At 50.0% G+C, this 16,285-nt stretch carries 16 protein-coding genes and 1 riboswitch; of the genes, 13 read left to right on the top strand and 3 right to left on the bottom strand.

Annotated features, from left to right (window positions below; genetic code table 11):
* Positions 1-149: 149 nt before the first annotated feature.
* From pflA to EIZ37_RS26070, 3 genes are all read right to left on the bottom strand, one after another.
* Positions 150-908, bottom strand: a complete 759-nt coding sequence (pflA, locus tag EIZ37_RS19185; RefSeq protein WP_134686394.1) for a pyruvate formate-lyase-activating protein — start codon at positions 906-908, stop codon at positions 150-152.
* A 5-nt stretch (positions 909-913) separates the two neighbouring features.
* A complete protein-coding gene (gene pflB / locus EIZ37_RS19180) occupies positions 914-3,172 on the bottom strand; it encodes a formate C-acetyltransferase (protein WP_407921155.1) in 2,259 nt (752 codons plus the stop codon).
* 103 nt (positions 3,173-3,275) lie between these two features.
* Positions 3,276-3,449 carry a hypothetical protein gene (locus tag EIZ37_RS26070; protein ID WP_167569018.1) on the bottom strand — a complete coding sequence of 58 codons (174 nt, stop codon included), beginning with the start codon at positions 3,447-3,449 and terminating at the stop codon, positions 3,276-3,278.
* 98 nt (positions 3,450-3,547) lie between these two features.
* Here EIZ37_RS26070 and EIZ37_RS19175 point away from each other — a divergent pair, with 98 nt between their 5' ends.
* The 13 genes from EIZ37_RS19175 to EIZ37_RS19115 all read left to right on the top strand — a co-directional run bounded on the left by EIZ37_RS19175 (position 3,548) and on the right by EIZ37_RS19115 (position 16,272).
* Positions 3,548-4,882, top strand: a complete 1,335-nt coding sequence (locus EIZ37_RS19175) for a helix-turn-helix domain-containing protein (RefSeq protein WP_134686393.1) — start codon at positions 3,548-3,550, stop codon at positions 4,880-4,882.
* A 194-nt stretch (positions 4,883-5,076) separates the two neighbouring features.
* On the top strand, positions 5,077-5,307 hold the full coding sequence (locus tag EIZ37_RS19170) for a spore coat associated protein CotJA (protein WP_134686392.1): 231 nt from the start codon (positions 5,077-5,079) through the stop codon (positions 5,305-5,307).
* Positions 5,300-5,572, top strand: coding sequence for a spore coat protein CotJB (locus EIZ37_RS19165; protein ID WP_134686391.1), 273 nt, complete (start codon positions 5,300-5,302; stop codon positions 5,570-5,572). Before EIZ37_RS19170 ends, EIZ37_RS19165 begins: the two co-directional genes overlap by 8 nt.
* Before the next feature lie 18 nt (positions 5,573-5,590).
* Entirely contained in the window at positions 5,591-6,160 is a 570-nt protein-coding gene (locus tag EIZ37_RS19160) for a manganese catalase family protein (protein ID WP_134686390.1), read from the top strand.
* A gap of 217 nt (positions 6,161-6,377) precedes the next feature.
* On the top strand, positions 6,378-7,397 hold the full coding sequence (locus tag EIZ37_RS19155) for an ABC transporter substrate-binding protein (protein ID WP_134686389.1): 1,020 nt from the start codon (positions 6,378-6,380) through the stop codon (positions 7,395-7,397).
* Positions 7,387-8,403, top strand: coding sequence for a FecCD family ABC transporter permease (locus EIZ37_RS19150; RefSeq protein ID WP_134686388.1), 1,017 nt, complete (start codon positions 7,387-7,389; stop codon positions 8,401-8,403). The genes EIZ37_RS19155 and EIZ37_RS19150 overlap by 11 nt, the downstream gene beginning before the upstream one ends.
* A gap of 119 nt (positions 8,404-8,522) precedes the next feature.
* A riboswitch (cyclic di-GMP riboswitch) is annotated at positions 8,523-8,608 on the top strand.
* Positions 8,609-8,691: 83 nt separating this feature from the next.
* On the top strand, positions 8,692-9,231 hold the full coding sequence (locus EIZ37_RS19145; RefSeq protein ID WP_134686387.1) for a DUF5317 domain-containing protein: 540 nt from the start codon (positions 8,692-8,694) through the stop codon (positions 9,229-9,231).
* Positions 9,232-9,442: 211 nt separating this feature from the next.
* Complete coding sequence (locus tag EIZ37_RS19140) at positions 9,443-11,527, top strand: HD domain-containing phosphohydrolase (RefSeq protein ID WP_167569016.1); 2,085 nt, start codon at positions 9,443-9,445, stop codon at positions 11,525-11,527.
* Positions 11,514-13,142 carry a methyl-accepting chemotaxis protein gene (locus tag EIZ37_RS19135; protein WP_134686385.1) on the top strand — a complete coding sequence of 543 codons (1,629 nt, stop codon included), beginning with the start codon at positions 11,514-11,516 and terminating at the stop codon, positions 13,140-13,142. Before EIZ37_RS19140 ends, EIZ37_RS19135 begins: the two co-directional genes overlap by 14 nt.
* Before the next feature lie 13 nt (positions 13,143-13,155).
* Positions 13,156-13,470, top strand: a complete 315-nt coding sequence (locus EIZ37_RS19130) for an STAS domain-containing protein (protein ID WP_134686384.1) — start codon at positions 13,156-13,158, stop codon at positions 13,468-13,470.
* Complete coding sequence (locus EIZ37_RS19125; protein WP_134686383.1) at positions 13,471-14,334, top strand: PP2C family protein-serine/threonine phosphatase; 864 nt, start codon at positions 13,471-13,473, stop codon at positions 14,332-14,334.
* Positions 14,327-15,157 carry a Jag N-terminal domain-containing protein gene (locus EIZ37_RS19120; protein ID WP_167569013.1) on the top strand — a complete coding sequence of 277 codons (831 nt, stop codon included), beginning with the start codon at positions 14,327-14,329 and terminating at the stop codon, positions 15,155-15,157. Before EIZ37_RS19125 ends, EIZ37_RS19120 begins: the two co-directional genes overlap by 8 nt.
* Positions 15,082-16,272: a FapA family protein gene (locus tag EIZ37_RS19115; protein ID WP_328591368.1), complete on the top strand. Its 1,191-nt coding sequence runs from the start codon at positions 15,082-15,084 to the stop codon at positions 16,270-16,272. Before EIZ37_RS19120 ends, EIZ37_RS19115 begins: the two co-directional genes overlap by 76 nt.
* The last annotated feature ends 13 nt before the right edge of the window (positions 16,273-16,285 follow it).

Genomic DNA, 16,285 nt, shown 5'->3' with positions numbered 1-16,285 from the left:
GAAGGTCGCCCGAAAATTTCAGTTTCCTACTCTACTATCAAGAAAGGATAAACTTCACGACGAATCAGCCTGATACATGATACAGTATGAAAAACTTCCTCAAAAGAAGGACTAGATAACTTCTGCGAGAGGGCTTCTATTAAATTTTTTTATGAAGATGCTGTGCTGCCGTTCCACGCAGGCATAAGCTCTTTCCGCACAGATTCGCCCAGATAACCGTACGCTGTTTGCACCTCATCATCGGTCGCTGCTTGCACATCTGTCAACTGATAAGGGATGCCAAGCTCCTGCCATTTGTATTCGCCCATTTTGTGGAAGGGGAGCAGCTCCACTCTCTCGATATTGGGCATATTTTTGATAAATGCACCGATCTGGCGAAGGCCGTCCGGATCGTCCGTCAGACCGGGAACAAGCACGTGCCTGATCCATGCGGGGATGTTATGTTCAGCCAAATACCTCGCGAACTGCAGCACCGATGGATTATGCACGCTTGTGAGGTCGTGGTGCTTCTGATCATCCATTTCTTTCAGATCGAGCAGGACCAAATCGGTATGCTGGAGCACCTCGATGACCGCATCGTTCCAGATATATCCGGTAGTATCCAGAGTGGTGTGGATGCCGGCTTCCTTGCAAGCCCGGAAGAGATCTCGTACAAAAGGAGCCTGCACAAGCGGCTCTCCACCGCTGACGGTAATGCCTCCTCCAGAAGCGCGGTAGTAGGGCAGGAATATTTGCGCCTCCAAAAAGATGTCGTTACTGTCTACCAGCCGTCCTTCATGGATATGCCAAGTATCTGGATTGTGGCAAAATTGGCAGCGCATCAGGCATCCTTGCATGAAGAGGACGTAACGGATTCCGGGTCCGTCATCTAATCCCATTGTTTCTACCGAATGAATCCTGCCTTCCATACGTATCACATTCTTTCGTGGAAAGTTCTGTTGATGACATCTAGCTGTTGTTCACGTGTCAATTTGATAAAGTTCACTGCGTAACCGGAGACACGGATGGTCAATTGCGGGTAATTTTCCGGGTGTTCCATCGCATCGAGCAGCTGTGCGCGATCAAAGACGTTGACGTTCACATGGTGGCCGCGTTGCGCGCTGTAGCCGTCCAAAATGGCGACCAGGTTGCGAATCCGATCTTTCGGTACGTTTCCTAAGGCACCCGGTACGATCGAGAACGTATACGAGATCCCGTCCAAGGCTTCTTCATAAGGCAGCTTCGCCAGCGACGTGAAGGAAGCGAGCGCACCTTTTTGATCACGGCCATGCATAGGGTTTGCCCCTGGAGCGAATGGCTGACCCGCTTTGCGGCCATCCGGTGTTGTTCCTGTCTTTTTGCCATAGACCACATTGGAAGTAATGGTCAGAACCGATTGAGTCGCGATCGAGTCGCGATAGGTCGGGAAGCGGCGCAATTTTTCCATAAAGCGTCTGACCAGGTCGACTGCGATTTCGTCGACGCGGTCATCGCTGTTCCCGAAGGTTGGATATTCGCCTTCGGTGACAAAGTCTACCGCGATTCCTTGTTCATTGCGGACAGGCTTCACTTTGGCAAATTTGACTGCAGAAAGGGAGTCAGCGGCTACGGAAAGCCCGGCGATCCCGCAAGCCATCGTGCGCAGGATGTGGCGGTCATGCAGTGCCATCTCGATCCGTTCATAGCTGTATTTGTCGTGCATGTAGTGAATCACGTTCAACGTATTGATATACAGCTCTGCCAGCCAATCCATCACCTTGTCAAACCGTTCCATGACCTCGTCAAACTGCAGATATTCACTGCTCAAAGGCGCAAGCTCAGGGCCTACCTGTGTGCCGAGCTTTTCATCGACACCGCCGTTAATGGCATACAGGAGCGCTTTGGCCAGATTGGCGCGGGCACCGAAGAACTGCATTTGTTTCCCGATGCGCATCGCAGACACGCAGCAAGCGATGCCGTAGTCGTCACCGTAGATGGGACGCATGATATCGTCGTTTTCATACTGGATCGAGCTGGTTTCGATCGATACCTTCGCGCAGTATTCCTTAAAGCCTAGTGGCAGCTGCGCGGACCAGAGCACGGTCAGGTTTGGCTCAGGGGCCGGTCCCAGATTGTACAAGGTGTGCAGGATGCGGAAGGACGTTTTGGTGACCAGCGGTTTGCCGCTGACCGACATCCCGCCGATGGATTCTGTCACCCAGGTAGGATCGCCGCTGAACAGCTCATTGTAATCCGGTGTTCGCAGGAAGTTGACCAGGCGCAGCTTCATGACAAAATGGTCCATGATTTCCTGTGCTTCTTCTTCGGTCAAGATCCCGGCCTGCAGATCACGTTCAAAATAAATATCGAGGAAAGTGCTGATCCGGCCAATGCTCATCGCTGCCCCGTTTTGCTCCTTGATAGCCGCCAGGTAGCCAAAGTAGAGCCATTGTACAGCTTCTTGTGCAGTCGTCGCAGGCTTGGAAATGTCAAAGCCGTAGGAAGCGGCCATCTGCTTGCATTCTTCCAGCGCTCGGATCTGCTCCGTGATTTCCTCGCGCTCCCGAATGACTTCTTCCGACATGACGGCTTTATTGGTTAAAGAAAGCTCTCGTTTTTTGTCTGCGATCAAAAAGTCGATGCCGTACAGAGCGACCCGGCGGTAGTCACCGATGATGCGACCGCGGCCGTAAGCATCGGGCAGCCCGGTGATGATACCGGCTTTGCGGGCCAGTTTCATCTCGGGAGTATAGGCATCAAATACTCCTTGGTTGTGGGTTTTGCGGTATTTGGTGAATATCTCTTTTACCTTTGGATCGACATCGTAACCGTACGCCTTGCAAGCGTCCTCCACCATCCGAATCCCGCCATTTGGCATGATCGAACGGCGGCGTGGGGAATCGGTTTGCAGACCGACGATCTTCTCAACGCCTTCTTGAATATACCCGGGGCCATGAGAGGTGATAGTGGATGGCGTCTCTGTATCAATATCCAGAACCCCTTGGTTTTCCCGTTCTGCCTGAAGAATCTCATTCACCATTTTTTCAAGAATTTTTGTGCTCTCAGTGGGTCCTGTGAGGAAGGAATCATCCCCGAGATAAGGAGACCAGTTGTTTTGGATGAAGTCTCTTACATCCACTTCCTTCGCCCATTTTCCGATGTGAAAACCTTTCCAGGCTGATTCTTGGTTCAAAATCTCTTTTACGTCCATCATGGCAATCGTTCCTTTCATTTGGGGAGTGGCCCCTATCACTAAAGGTAGTTGAAGGAGCGTCGTATTCATCCCTGCAGGAGTAAGTGATCACTTGTGAAAATTATCACAAGAAATAATAGAGAAACAGTTCATTTTGGTGGTGTGCACTCCACTGTTCCCTTTTTGTATCTCCATCATAATTGGTAAGAAAAAAGAGAGCTGTGATGATGATCACATGCCTAAGTTGAACTTGAGCCAAAACAATGCTTTTCTTTGTTTCCGTTTCACCTGTTTTCATATGAGTATTTTCCTATTATAATATTAGGAGATTTTACCCAATTATATGAATCTTAATAGGGCCTTTTTCCTTTGTTTAATGGAAGATGGGGGTGCAGCGTGAATCGTGCAAAAGGGTTATTGCCATTAGCAGAAGTGGTGAAGAGACTGCTAATCGAGAAAAAGATGAATCAATTGCAGCTTGTCGAACTCATGGACGGCAAAGTGAAGCAATCCAATTTAAGTGCTGCGTTAAGCGGCAAACGGAATTTTACCTTAACCATGCTTGATGCCATCACGGAGGCGCTCGGATTAGAAAGAGGAGCACTTTATACGTATTTTGTGCCTGAATGCTTTGATCGATATGGCAATCTCCGCCCGAAAAAGACGGTAGAATTTATCCTGCAGTGCTACCGCTTGGATTTGCAAATCGTGGTCGACCGATTGGAAGAGGAATTGATCGCGTTTGGGAAAAAGAATGCCGATATTTTGTTTGCGCTGGCAAAGCAGTTAAATGAGACGGGGATGAATCAGGAAGCACTTACCTATTACCATGCCGTTGTGGAGCTGGAGCGGGGACAATTGCCGGAAAGCGAGCGGTGGTTGATCAGTCTTTGTCGCGTCTTTCATATTTTACGGGAAGGCAAACACCCGGATACATACGAGGCAGCGATTCATCTCCAAACCTATTTGCGTGATTTGTCTGTTCAAGTTGAGCAAGAGCAGCTCGCGAATGTGCAAGAATTGAAAATAGAAGCCTATCGTTCTCTGCTGTCCTACTACCTGGAGCTTGAAAAATGGGAGAAAGTCATTGAGACGAGTACAGAATATCTCCGCTTCGTACGAGAGGACCATCGTGACCACCTGTATAAAGAAGCCATCATGATGAAGTGCGAGGCATATTCTCAGCTGCAGCAGCACGAACTCGCAATAAAGGCTGCAGAAGAATATTTACTGGAGCAACGCCCGGGAAAAGCAGAGATGGAAGTTTACTTCCAACTGCTTCGTTATCGGGAGAAGACTGGGAAAGGCGAGGTTCCCTCCATATCGGGTTATGTCGCGTGGGTACGACGCAATCCGTCCTATTTGCTGCCCTCTTTGCCGCATCTTCTCGAGGTATGTCTGGAGAAGCAGAGATGGAGAGATCTGGAGCAGATGCTTTCAAGTCTGGAAATTCCGACGGCGCTTGCACCCAATGAAGCGGGAATGTTCAGAACCGAGCGGATATTTTTACGAGTTCAGCGTGTTCTGGCCCTGTATTTCTTGCAAACCAACAATATGGCTGAAGCATCAAAACGGCTTCTGACAGCCATGGAGCTGGCGGTTTGTCAGCAGGCACATCAGGAGCTGATCGCTTGCGTCCTGCTGTATCATCAATTTTCCGATGAAACCAAAAATGAGATTGCTGCCCTAGTAGACGCCTGGCTCAGCAAGGCGGTACAACACGTCAAATAAGTATCGAAAACCCATCACACCCGACAAAAGTGAAGCGACGAGCTCGTTTCCATATGTCGGGTGTTTTTGTGGTTGACAAGCTGACGAAAACTCGTCGAAAAGAAGCGAACATGGGTCAAACGCCCATCACCGATTGGGTGAATGTCTCATACAGTGATTTCGAATAGTCTTTCACCCATGAAGGAGGGTCGATTGTGCAATCACAATGGAGGTATTGGAAACCGTATATCAGCCCATTTGATCCGTGCCCGCCCCAAGAGGTAAAGCGATATGTGGTTCCTGTGAATCAATATGTGGTCTTTCAGGCACCTGGGCTGCCACAATATTCGCCATTCAAGGCATTGAAACGCGGAACATTATGGCCGTCATTGTATAGTCCATACGACGGAAGAGGAGACCAAGGGGTGGGTGAAGTCTGTGAGTGACGTCAAGCAACAAGTGGATGAACGCTATTATCAGCTGCTGCATCAGCTGCAAGCGATCGACTTTGTCCTGGTAGAGCTGAATCTGTATCTGGATACTCATCCAAACGACTTTGAGGCCCTACAGCAGTATAACCACCATGTGCAGGAACGTTGGAAAATCGCCCAAGAGATGGAAGGGATGTATGGGCCGCTGATGCATTTTGGTCACAGCTATTCAGGCTATCCATGGCAATGGAACAATGCGCCTTGGCCATGGCAGGTGTAACGGGAGGAGAAAACGCGAATGTGGATTTACGAGAAAAAGCTGCAGTATCCGGTGAGGGTGAGCAAATGCGACCCGCGTATGGCGAAGTTCCTGATCGAACAATATGGCGGAGCTGATGGAGAGCTGGCAGCAGCGCTTCGCTATCTGAATCAGCGTTATTCCATCCCTGATCGGGTAATCGGCTTGTTGACGGATATCGGTACGGAAGAGTTCGCCCACCTTGAAATGATCGCCACCATGGTATATAAACTGACGAAGGATGCGACACCTGAGCAAATGAAGGAGGCAGGTCTGGGAGATCATTACGCGAACCATGATAAAGCGCTCTTCTATCATAATGCTTCCGGTGTTCCGTGGACCGCTGCGTACATCCAGGCCAAAGGGGACCCGATCGCTGACCTTTATGAAGACATTGCGGCCGAAGAAAAAGCGCGGGCAACCTACCAATGGCTGATTGATATGACCGATGACGTAGACTTGCAGGACGGCTTGAAGTTTTTGCGGGAGAGGGAGATCATCCACTCCATCCGTTTCCGGGAAGCCGTGGAAATTTTGAAAGAAGAACGGGATCGCAAAAAAATCTTTTAATCGGCTTGGAAAGTATGTTTCCGCCTGTAGACGACGTTACGAAAGTGACAAGGTCTGCAGGCATTTTTCATGGAAGGATAGGAGTCGACGGCTGAATGCCATGAAACCTTCACATATTCACGGTAAGAATAGCTCTCCTTAGTCATTCTATGATGGGATGTCCTCTTTTTATAATGTCGAGTAGGTTCATTCCATATCGAAATATAGGGGGGCTTCCATGATGGGAAAAGCAGAATGCAGCTGTCCGCGCAAGCCGTGGAAAAAACGAGTGCCAGGCAGGATGCTGTCAATTTGGATGATTGGTGTATGGCTGATTTTTGCCGCGACGGGTTGTGATGCGCCTGTTGAGAATGCTTCAGCACCTGTATCTACCACCTCTTCCTCCTTTCTGGCGTTTACGGACAGCACCGGGCAGGAAATCGTATTGCCTCAAAAACCCGAACGAATTGTATTCTTGGCTCCAGAGATGCTGGGGCTGTTTTACCAACTTGGCGGTAAGGCTGTCGGAATAGCGACGACCCCCGGAATCCCGGTACCGGACGGAGCCAAAGCGGCTGAAAACGTCGGACAGATCGTGAATGTCAGCATGGAGAAAATTACGAGCCTGAAGCCGGACCTCGTGATCGGCCAAGAATTTTTTCACGCTGATTTGAGGAAAGCCTTTGCGGCCAATCAGATTCCGTTCGCTTTGTTGAAGATGCAAAGCTATGAAGATTTTCAGCAGACAGGCCGATTATTCGGGCAAATCATCGGCAAGCCAACCGTTGCAGAGCAAGCGCTGAAGGACACAGACAGCCGGGTCCAAGCGATTATCAGCCGACTTCCTCACACATCGCCAACGTATGCTGGCATGACCATCATGCCTATGGGGGTATACATACAGAAAAAGGACAGCATGACCGTGGACATTGCGCAGAGGCTAAAACTGCACAATGTTGCCGATGAGATGGCTTCTGGGGATATGCCGGGCTATGTGCCCTATAGTTTGGAAAAATTGATCGAAGCCGATCCCGACTTCCTATTCATTGTAGTTCACGGGACAGAGGAATTCGGAAAGCAAAAGCTTGCGGAGGATATGGCGAAAAATCCCGCGTGGTCCTCGCTTCGGGCGGTAAAAGAGAAGCGCATGCACTTTCTCCCATCCGCATTTGAGAAAACGCTGGGGTTGGAGATTGACCAGGCTTTTGCCCATATGGCGAAGCTAGCTTATCCCGAGGTATATGGAAATGACAAGTAAGGCCGCCATCCACATTCGAAAAATCGCTGCGTGGCAAGCAGTCATTTTGGCAGCATTCCTCCTCCTGGCCATATCAGGAATGTTGTTGAGCCTTGTAAACGGGGCAGTCAAGATAAGTGTCGTGGACATTATCCGCGTGTTTACAGGCAGCGAACAGGGAACCATTCGGGATATTATCTGGAATGTTCGACTCCCGAGGACGCTGATTGCCTGCTTGGTCAGTATCAATCTTTCCGTCGCGGGAGCGTTGCTGCAGGGAGTCATGCGCAATTCGATGGCAGATCCCTACATCATCGGGGTATCTTCGGGAGCGGGGTTGTTTGGCGTAGCAGCGCTCGTCATGTTTCCGGCTTATGCGTACCTGATGACACCAGCAGCATTTCTGGGGGCACTGGGGGCTGCTGTCTTGATTTACGTACTGGCGTGGCACGATGGTGTTCGACCTGCAAGGCTTGTACTGGCAGGAGTGGCGGTTTCCGCTTTCTTCAACGCGGGTGTTTCCGGGCTCCTCACGTTTTACAGCGATCGGGTGGATGGAGCACTGCTGTTCATGGTAGGCGGACTCTCTGCCAAAAGCTGGCCGCATCTTCAGCTCCTGCTTCCCTATTCAATTGTGGGCATACTGCTCGCTCTCTTCGCCACCCGGCAGATGAACATACTGGCGCTGGGTGACTCCGTAGCAAAGGGACTGGGTTTGCCTGTGGAGCGGACAAGGCTGCTTGTGACGGCGGCAGCCGCGCTGCTGTCAGCAAGTGCTGTCAGTGTTGTCGGATTGCTTGGGTTTGTTGGATTGATAGTCCCGCACGCCGCCCGCATGATGGTCGGTCATGACTATCGAATATTGCTTCCGGCCACCGCTTTGCTTGGGATCGCTGTGTTAACGATTTTCGATACTGCGGCACGCATTCTCTTCGCTCCGGTTGAACTGCCGGTCGGCATCATCATGGGGGCTGTAGGGGCTCCGTTTTTTCTCTGCTTATTGAGGAAAAGAGAGGTGCAGGGTTGAGAGGTTGAAAACGGGAGGGAGGATTTTCCACAAAAAATCGGCCATCTTGTTGTTTTGAACGCGCTCAACACGGGTACTAAACTACTAACCGGGATTCAAAATCTTGTGATAACAACTCTTTCCGAAAAAGGCAAACTCGCTCGAAAGACGGGGACGCAAAGCTACGGGCCTACGGCAGAAACGCCATGGCAGCCGGGTTGCCGAAGAAGGCTGGAATGAAAAATCCACCTCTTCTTGGTGGATTTTTTCACACTCACGCCCGGAAACGTCGGAACAAAGGAGGAAAAGATGATTTACGAGATTCTGCTCCTTGTCGTCTTGATCGCATTCTGGAAAAAGGGCTCTCTCATCCGTTTGGCGCAGACTGAGATTCAGCTGTCGTATCTGATCATCACCAGCCTGCTGCTCCAGCTCGCGGCGATGCTATTGTACGATCGCAGTGTGTGGATGGCCGAAACGTTTCCGTACTGGATCACCGTTTCCTATACCATGCTTGCCTATGCCTGCTGGCGGAATCGCAAATTGCCCGGATTTCTCTGGTTCGGGATGGGGATGCTCCTGAATTTCCTAGTGATTACGGTCAATGGAGGCAGGATGCCGGTCTCGGTGGATGCACTGCAGTGGGCTGGTCTATCTTCGTACATCCCGCTATTGGAAGAGGGACTCACCAAGCATCAGCTCATGACAGCGAATACGCATCTCATCTTTCTCGCCGATGTGGTTCCGCTTCGACCACCATTCGCTTTCAGCAGCATGGTTGTCAGTATCGGAGACATTGCTGCCACATGGGGAATCTCCCGGTTTGTGTACAAAAAGATGACAGAGTAAGACCGCTTTGCCGGGGCGCTTATGTCTGATCAACAAGGAGGTGGATCGCATGAAAAATTGGCTGTTCTGGTTGACACTGGCTGCAATGGTTCTGTCCGCGATCGCAAAGATTCCACTGAAATAATGAGGATGATTCACACCTGACGATGCTATGACGAAACTTGCAGCGCCCCCCCCCTTTTTTATCTCTAAATGGAAAGGATGTGCAGCCGTGCCAAAAATTTCACAGATCTATTTGTATACGGTCTTTGCACTTGGCCTGGCTGTCATCCTTCTCATCATGCCATCGATCGATGCCGCCTTACTTTGCGCAGCCTTGACGCTTGCGCTGTTTGCTGGCCTGTTGGACAAATACTGTGTAGAACTGCCGAATGGCACGCTTTTTTCAGGATCGAGCATTTTTACGTTTGCGACTTTGTTATGCTTCGGGCTGCCGGAAGCGCTCGTGGTCGAGATCGTGATTGCCTTATTCGGGGCCATTTTTGAACGGATTCAACTGATCAAGGTACTGTTCAATGTTGGGCAATATGCCTTATCGATTGCGGCTGCCGGAAGCGTATACGAATGGTTGGGCGGGGCAGCAGGCAGCTTCTCCTGGCAAGATATTCCCGCCCTGATGACTTCTTTGTTTGTGTATAATCTCGTCAATTTATGCCTGGTCTCCGTGGCGATCGCCAAGCTGACGAATCAAGGTGTCTTGATGATCTGGCTTGATTCCTTGAAGGATACCGGCTTCATTTATGTAGTCACGCTAGTGCTCAGCCTCCGCTTGGGTTTGATTTTCCATCCCGATCGGCAAATTCAGTTTTGGATGGAAGCCGCTTTTATCTTTCTGTTCTTCCTGGCTTTGCGCTATGCGTTCCGCATGTTTATCGAACTGCGCAAAACGTATCTTCATTCGCTCGAATCATTTACCAATATGACCGAAGATAAGCTGTCGATCAGCGTAGGGCATGCAGCACGTGTAGGACGATTGGCGAGGCAGCTGGCGGAGGAGCTGAAATTGCCGTTGGCGGAAATCGATGCGATCCACTATGCTGCCCTTTTCCATGATGTAGGCAAAGGGCAGGTGAGAGAGAGCATATTCAAGAAACGGGGACCGCTGACACTGGAGGAAGAAAAGGAACAGCGCAAGCATGTAGAGATCGGGGCTGAAATGGTTCGGGACATTTCCGGATTGGAAAAGGCTTCGGACTATGTGCTGTATCATCATGAACAATGGGGTGGCGGAGGCTACCCGAAAGGCTTGCAGGGAGAAGAAATTCCGCTCGGCGCTAGGGTCATCGCAGCGGCTGATCACTACGATAAGCTGCTGCATGACAAAAAGGAAGGAAATCCGGCGAAACGATTTGCCAAGCTTGCCGACAATGTGCTGGATCCCAGACTGGTCAAGCTGGTGATGAAGATCGCTGATTTTACGATCGAACCCGAGGTGGAGAAAACCAGTGTAGAACCGAATCGGGTGACAGAAGTCGTGGTGACGCATACAAACCGGCACAAAGTGGATCAATCGGTATTGATGCAAAAGTTTGAGGCTAGCCTGTTTGCCGTTTACGAGGATGGTTTTCGCGATGGGATGGGAGAGTCGATCGCCATGCCCTTGACGAGGCAAATTGCGCCTTTGGCTGAACGGGCACGGGAAGAACAAAAGCAAATTCGTGAATATGTGGAGGATCCAGATACGGGAAAAGTATACGATCTCTACTGTTATCCATATCAGCATGCGGTCTTTCTCAGTCTGTTCGATGTGACCGGGATCATAGAGTATGAGCTGAAACAGGAGGAACGGATCAAGATTCTCTATCGCGATGTAATTTTTTCCGTGACACAAGGGAAATTGCTCTTGGCGGATGAGGAACAGATTCGCCCATACAGCCAAGGGGACTGTCTGGCAGAAGCGAGCATTGACACCAAAAAAGACGTGGCGCTCTGCCGTGAGCAAGTTTCTAAGACACTGGAGAGCCTGGGGATCGTGGATAAGACCAAATTCAGCATCCTGCTTTGCACTTCCGAGGTTGTGACCAATGTACTCAAGCATGCCGAACACGGAAGGATGCGGGTCTGCACGGACGGAGCACACCTGCGTGTGATCGTGGCGGACAATGGCAATGGCATTGAATTGTCCGAGCTTCCCAAATCTACGCTGTTGGCGGGCTATTCTTCGAAAGTGTCGATGGGACAAGGATTCAGCCTGATGCTGAAGCTGATGGATCGCGTGATTATCAACACAGGTCACCAGGGGACAACGGTGGTCCTGGAAGTGAAATTGGAGGGGGGTGGCGATGACAATGCCTAAGAAGCATACGCTGAAAAGCAAGCTGCTGTCCCAGCTGATGCGACAGATGAGCGTAGTTCTCAGTTTGATTGCCATCCCCACCATGTTTTTGGTTTTTGCTGTTCTTCATTCCGAATTTGAACGGAAACAGCAAGAGGAGATCCATACCATCACCCAGGTCATCCGCCATGCCATGGAAACCTCGCAGAATGCGAGCAAAACGATCGAGCATATGATCGAACTGTATCTGCTGAATATTTCCCAGGACTTGGCGGACGCTTTGAAGGGGAGGGATATCCACAGTATTTCCCAGCAGGAGCTGGAAGCTTTGAAGAATCAATATGAGTTGGCGGGTCTTTCCCTGTTTGTGAAAAAAGGAGAGGGGTTCGAAATCGCCATATCCTCCGAAGAAAAAGAAGTCGGATTGCATACGGCGGATTGGGGCTACTGGAATACCGCCTTCCATCAACTCATCGACCGGCAATTGGTAAACGTCGGCAAAGGATATGCAGCGAAGAACTACTGGGTCGGTCCGATTTCGCGGGCGGAAAATCAGAAAGAATACTATAAATATGCGTATTACTACGATGGCCGTACAGATTTTCTCATTAATCCGTACATCGTGGAAAACGAAATCAATCAATTGGCGGAAGCATCTTCACCGGATCGTTTGATCGACCAAATCACAAAGGAAAGCGGTTTGATTGAGGATATCGCGGTTGTCAACGTACAGGCACTGCAAAAAGGAAGCGATAATACGATCGTAGAGCCCGATATCGATACTCCTGTGCTCTACGGACGTTACCAGCCCCAGCCGGGGGACATGGCGCGAATACAGGAAGCGCTACGTTCCAATCAGTTGATCGGCTATGAGTACGAGGGAAATAAAACGGCGATGAAGCGTTATTTTTATACGCTGCCGGAAAGTCGGATCATGATCATTCATGCCGATTTGAGCCAAGAAAGAACAGCTGAAATCAAAAGCATTGCGTTTATATTTGCTGCATCATGCCTGTTTCTGATCATTTTCATCCTCTTGATGAAAGCCGTCACACAGAAATATATACGTCCGCTTGAGCAAATCTCCTCGCATATCGGGCAGGTGGCGGCCGGAAACCTGACGGGAACCATCGCGATCACGGAAGACAATGAATGGGCCGTATTAAGCAACCAGGTCAATGACATGACCGATAAAATGCGGCAGCTCATTTTGCAAATAAAAAAGGAGATTCACTCGCTGCACGTCACGTCCAATCTGCTGTCCAACCGTATTTATAACTCGATGGACAACATGAGCACCACTTCTCTTACGATGACCGACCAATCCAAGGTCCTGCTTGCTGAAATCGAAGCCTATGGAGTGGCCCTGCAGCAGCTCGTGCAGGTCAAGTATGGGGAATCGAGGGGAGAAAGGATACCAGAAGAAGAACGCTCCGAGCTGGAAGCATGTCTGGAAGCGCTGGGCAACCGCCTGCAGCAGCTCGTCCTCCTGTTTACCTCACAAACTGGCAGCTTGACTAACATCAGCTTGAGCTTTCATGACAGTCTGCAAGAACTGAGCGGAATCATCCGCGATCTGGATTTGCACGCGGACGAATTAATCACGAGGGTGGAAACCTTTGAGTTGGGTGAGTAGGGAGGTGCAAACCATGATAACCATTCGTCAATCTCGAAACGAGAATATACTCGTATTCGCCGTGGAAGGTGTTCTCGATATTTTCACAGTCGATGATTTTGATGCAGCACTCACTGAGGTCACAGGGGTGCAAAAGCTGGTGATCGATCTGTCAGCCGTGACTTTTCTCGATTCAACCGGAATCGGGGCGATCCTCCGCGCGATCTATCAGGGGCAGGATCATGGCTTTACGGTGGAATTAAGCGGCATGAATGAAGAGATCAAAGAATTGTTTGATACGGTAGGGATTTTGCGGGTATTGGAAGCGCTGCAAAAGGGGGAGAGATAAATGAGCACCCCGCATGCGGATCAAGATCCGGTACGTCGTCCGATTGAAGAATTGGAGAAAACGTTAAAAAGAGAAATCTATCAGGCAAGAAACATTCAAAACCGTCTGCTGAATGGAAAGAAACCGACCCTTTCTGACGGTGAAATCACAGGGAAATCCATCCCGGCGCGTGTGATTGGCGGGGACTATTTCGATTTCTATACGCTGCCCGAAGGAACGATACGAATTGTCATCGGGGACGTTATGGGAAAGGGCATACCAGCAGCGATGCTGATGATCCTAACTCGCGGGGCATTTCGCAGCGCTGCCGGTAAAACGAAGACCCCCGGAGAAACGCTTACGGCCATGAATCAGGCGTTGTATGAAGATTTCCGCTCCCTTTCTTCATTTGTCACGGTGTTTTGCGCAGATTGGAATCCGGCTACCAATGAGTTTGTCTATGCCAATGCTGGGCATACCTTACCGCTTCTGCTGAAAGCAAACAAGGAAGTCAAAGAGGTGCCGAAGCTCAATGGAGTCATGCTGGGCGGTCTTTACGGACAGACCTATGAGGAGCGCCGGATCCACATTGAAGCGGGCGACAAGGTGTTTTTTTACACGGATGGCATTATTGAGGCTGAAAATAAGAACGGCGTTCAATTCACACGGGATCGATTAATCGATGTACTGCTAAGTCATCCTGCTCAGTCTGTAACAGAGATGGAACAATCCGTCATTGATGCTGTACAGGCCTTTACGGAGGGCATGCCGCAAAAAGATGATATCACTATGGTTATCGTACGGGCAGGATATGGGATACAGGGATGTTCCAGAGAGACGGTCACGAGCGTGGAACCAAGTAAGGTGGGAAATCAACATGAGTAGAAGCGTGGTTGCAAAAGGAAAAACGGTACCTGAAGCTGTGGAGCTTGCTCTCCAACTTTTATCAGCTACCCGGGAGCAAGTCGATATCGAAATTTTGGAAATGGAAACCAAAGGGATTTTCGGGATCGGGGGGAAGCCCGCTGTAGTCAAGGTCGTCGTCAAGGATAACCATACCGAAGCAGCTGTTCAGAAAGGTTCCGCTTCCGAGGCGGCACAGGTCGTCACAGACACCATGGAAATCCTGATGAATACGATTGACGGACTGGAGCTGTCTGATGAAGGGGTTGGCTTCGCCCCGAATCCCCCTTCCATCGTTCCTGAGGGGAAGGAGGGGCTGGAAGGCATGGTCTGGGTAAAGGACGGGCAAATTTTTTGCAGAGACGGGGTAAACAAATACCCGACGGTGACGACCTGTCCCGAGGTTATCCTCTATAAGAATGATGAACAGGTAAAGGGAACGGTCCTCCTCTCGGAAAAGGACAAGCTTCGCGTCGAGGTCTTGGAGGAAATGACTCCGTCTCGTTGGGAGATTCATATGGAAACGGAAAAACTGAAGGCGCATTTGAAGGTAAGGCCGGGAACGCGCATCTCCAGACGTTTGGTTGACCAGGAAGCGGATGATCACCTGGATCTGTTCGTAGAGGAGTCCGTCAGAACCGTGAATGATATCAACATCAACGACGTTTACGATAAATTGGCGGATTTGGGAATTGTACAGGGTATCAATCACCAGGAGATCAGGCGGGCCTGCGAATCCCAACCGTTAAAAAGGGCGAAGTCGTCGCCATTGTACGCCCCGCTATCGAAGGGAAAGCAGGACTAACCGTAACGGGGCTCACCATCTTTCCGAAACCGGTGTACGAGATGGTGGTAAAAAACGGAAAAGGCATCGTGTTGATGGAAGAAGGGGTCAAGGTTGTTGCGATCGAAGCGGGGCGTCCCCAGTTTCAAATACGCGGAATGATGGCAAAGGTCTCCATTATGGATAAACTCTACCACCAGCAAGACGTCGACATTACCACGGGGAACATCCGCTTTACCGGCGATGTCGAAGTCACCGGAAATGTTGAGGAAGGAATGGAAGTTGCCGCAGAAGGAGACATTCTGCTTCAGCAAAATGTGAATATGGCCAAGATTACGGCGGGAAACTCTCTGGTGATCAAAGGCAACGTGATCGGCAGTGAGATCATCGCCGGAAAAAGCAATTTGCTTATCGCGGAGTGTGCTCATTTGCTCGGGGAAATGATCGTTCAAATGAAGTTGATCATCGTTGCCGTTGAGCAATTGTACCGGACCAGTGCCTTTAAGACGACGGATATTCAAAAGATCGGCTTAAGTTCCCTGCTCAAAATTTTGTTGGAGAGCAAGTTTAAGTCATTTCCTGCGCTGGTCAAGCAATTCCATGAAAAGACGAGAGAAGGTAAGAATGTATTGGACGAGGAATGGCTGAATTTTGCCAATCGCTTGTATCTTTCCTTCTTTACGATTCATCCGGGCGAATTAAAAGGGATCGAGGATTTGGTTAGGATCAAACAAAAGCTGGAGGAATTCCATCATTTCAGCATGATGCCGCCTGATCCAAATTCGAGCATCCATCTGCCCTACGCCTTGAACAGCAAAATATATTGCAGCGGTGATGTAATCATCAATGGCCAAGGCTGTTACAACACCAAAATCCATGCAGGCGGCGAATTGAAGTTGAACGGATTTATGCGCGGCGGGGACATCTATGCCGCTTTGGGAGCGGAGATTGCCGAGGCCGGAACCAAGGGAGGGTTGCAGACAAAGATCGTCGTTCCCGCTAACCAGCATATCCGCATTAAGGTGGCGATGGAGGATACGATCGTACAAGTAGGCAAAAGGCAGCACCGATTCCTGCAGGAAACGAGAAATATCCATGCTAGATTGAATGCAAGCAACGAATTACTGTTGCATTAAGGGGGACATGAAT

It is taken from the genome of Brevibacillus migulae (assembly GCF_004521915.1).
GTDB lineage: Bacteria > Bacillota > Bacilli > Brevibacillales > Brevibacillaceae > Brevibacillus_F > Brevibacillus_F migulae.
The sequence above is the reverse complement of the archived record's forward strand: the minus strand, read 5'-3'. Positions and strand labels throughout refer to the sequence as shown.

What these genes read in the sequence shown, in the direction of transcription:
- EIZ37_RS19160 (WP_134686390.1), top strand. Translation starts at nt 5,591, where the DNA reads ATGTGGATTTACGAGAAAAAGCTGCAGTATCCGGTGAGGGTGAGCAAA.
- EIZ37_RS19130 (WP_134686384.1), top strand. Translation starts at nt 13,156, where the DNA reads ATGATAACCATTCGTCAATCTCGAAACGAGAATATACTCGTATTCGCC.
- EIZ37_RS19135 (WP_134686385.1), top strand. Translation starts at nt 11,514, where the DNA reads ATGACAATGCCTAAGAAGCATACGCTGAAAAGCAAGCTGCTGTCCCAG.
- pflA (WP_134686394.1), bottom strand. Translation starts at nt 908, where the DNA reads ATGGAAGGCAGGATTCATTCGGTAGAAACAATGGGATTAGATGACGGA.
- EIZ37_RS19150 (WP_134686388.1), top strand. Translation starts at nt 7,387, where the DNA reads ATGACAAGTAAGGCCGCCATCCACATTCGAAAAATCGCTGCGTGGCAA.
- EIZ37_RS19145 (WP_134686387.1), top strand. Translation starts at nt 8,692, where the DNA reads ATGATTTACGAGATTCTGCTCCTTGTCGTCTTGATCGCATTCTGGAAA.
- EIZ37_RS19155 (WP_134686389.1), top strand. Translation starts at nt 6,378, where the DNA reads ATGATGGGAAAAGCAGAATGCAGCTGTCCGCGCAAGCCGTGGAAAAAA.
- pflB (WP_407921155.1), bottom strand. Translation starts at nt 3,172, where the DNA reads ATGATGGACGTAAAAGAGATTTTGAACCAAGAATCAGCCTGGAAAGGT.
- EIZ37_RS19120 (WP_167569013.1), top strand. Translation starts at nt 14,327, where the DNA reads ATGAGTAGAAGCGTGGTTGCAAAAGGAAAAACGGTACCTGAAGCTGTG.
- EIZ37_RS19125 (WP_134686383.1), top strand. Translation starts at nt 13,471, where the DNA reads ATGAGCACCCCGCATGCGGATCAAGATCCGGTACGTCGTCCGATTGAA.
- EIZ37_RS26070 (WP_167569018.1), bottom strand. Translation starts at nt 3,449, where the DNA reads ATGAAAACAGGTGAAACGGAAACAAAGAAAAGCATTGTTTTGGCTCAA.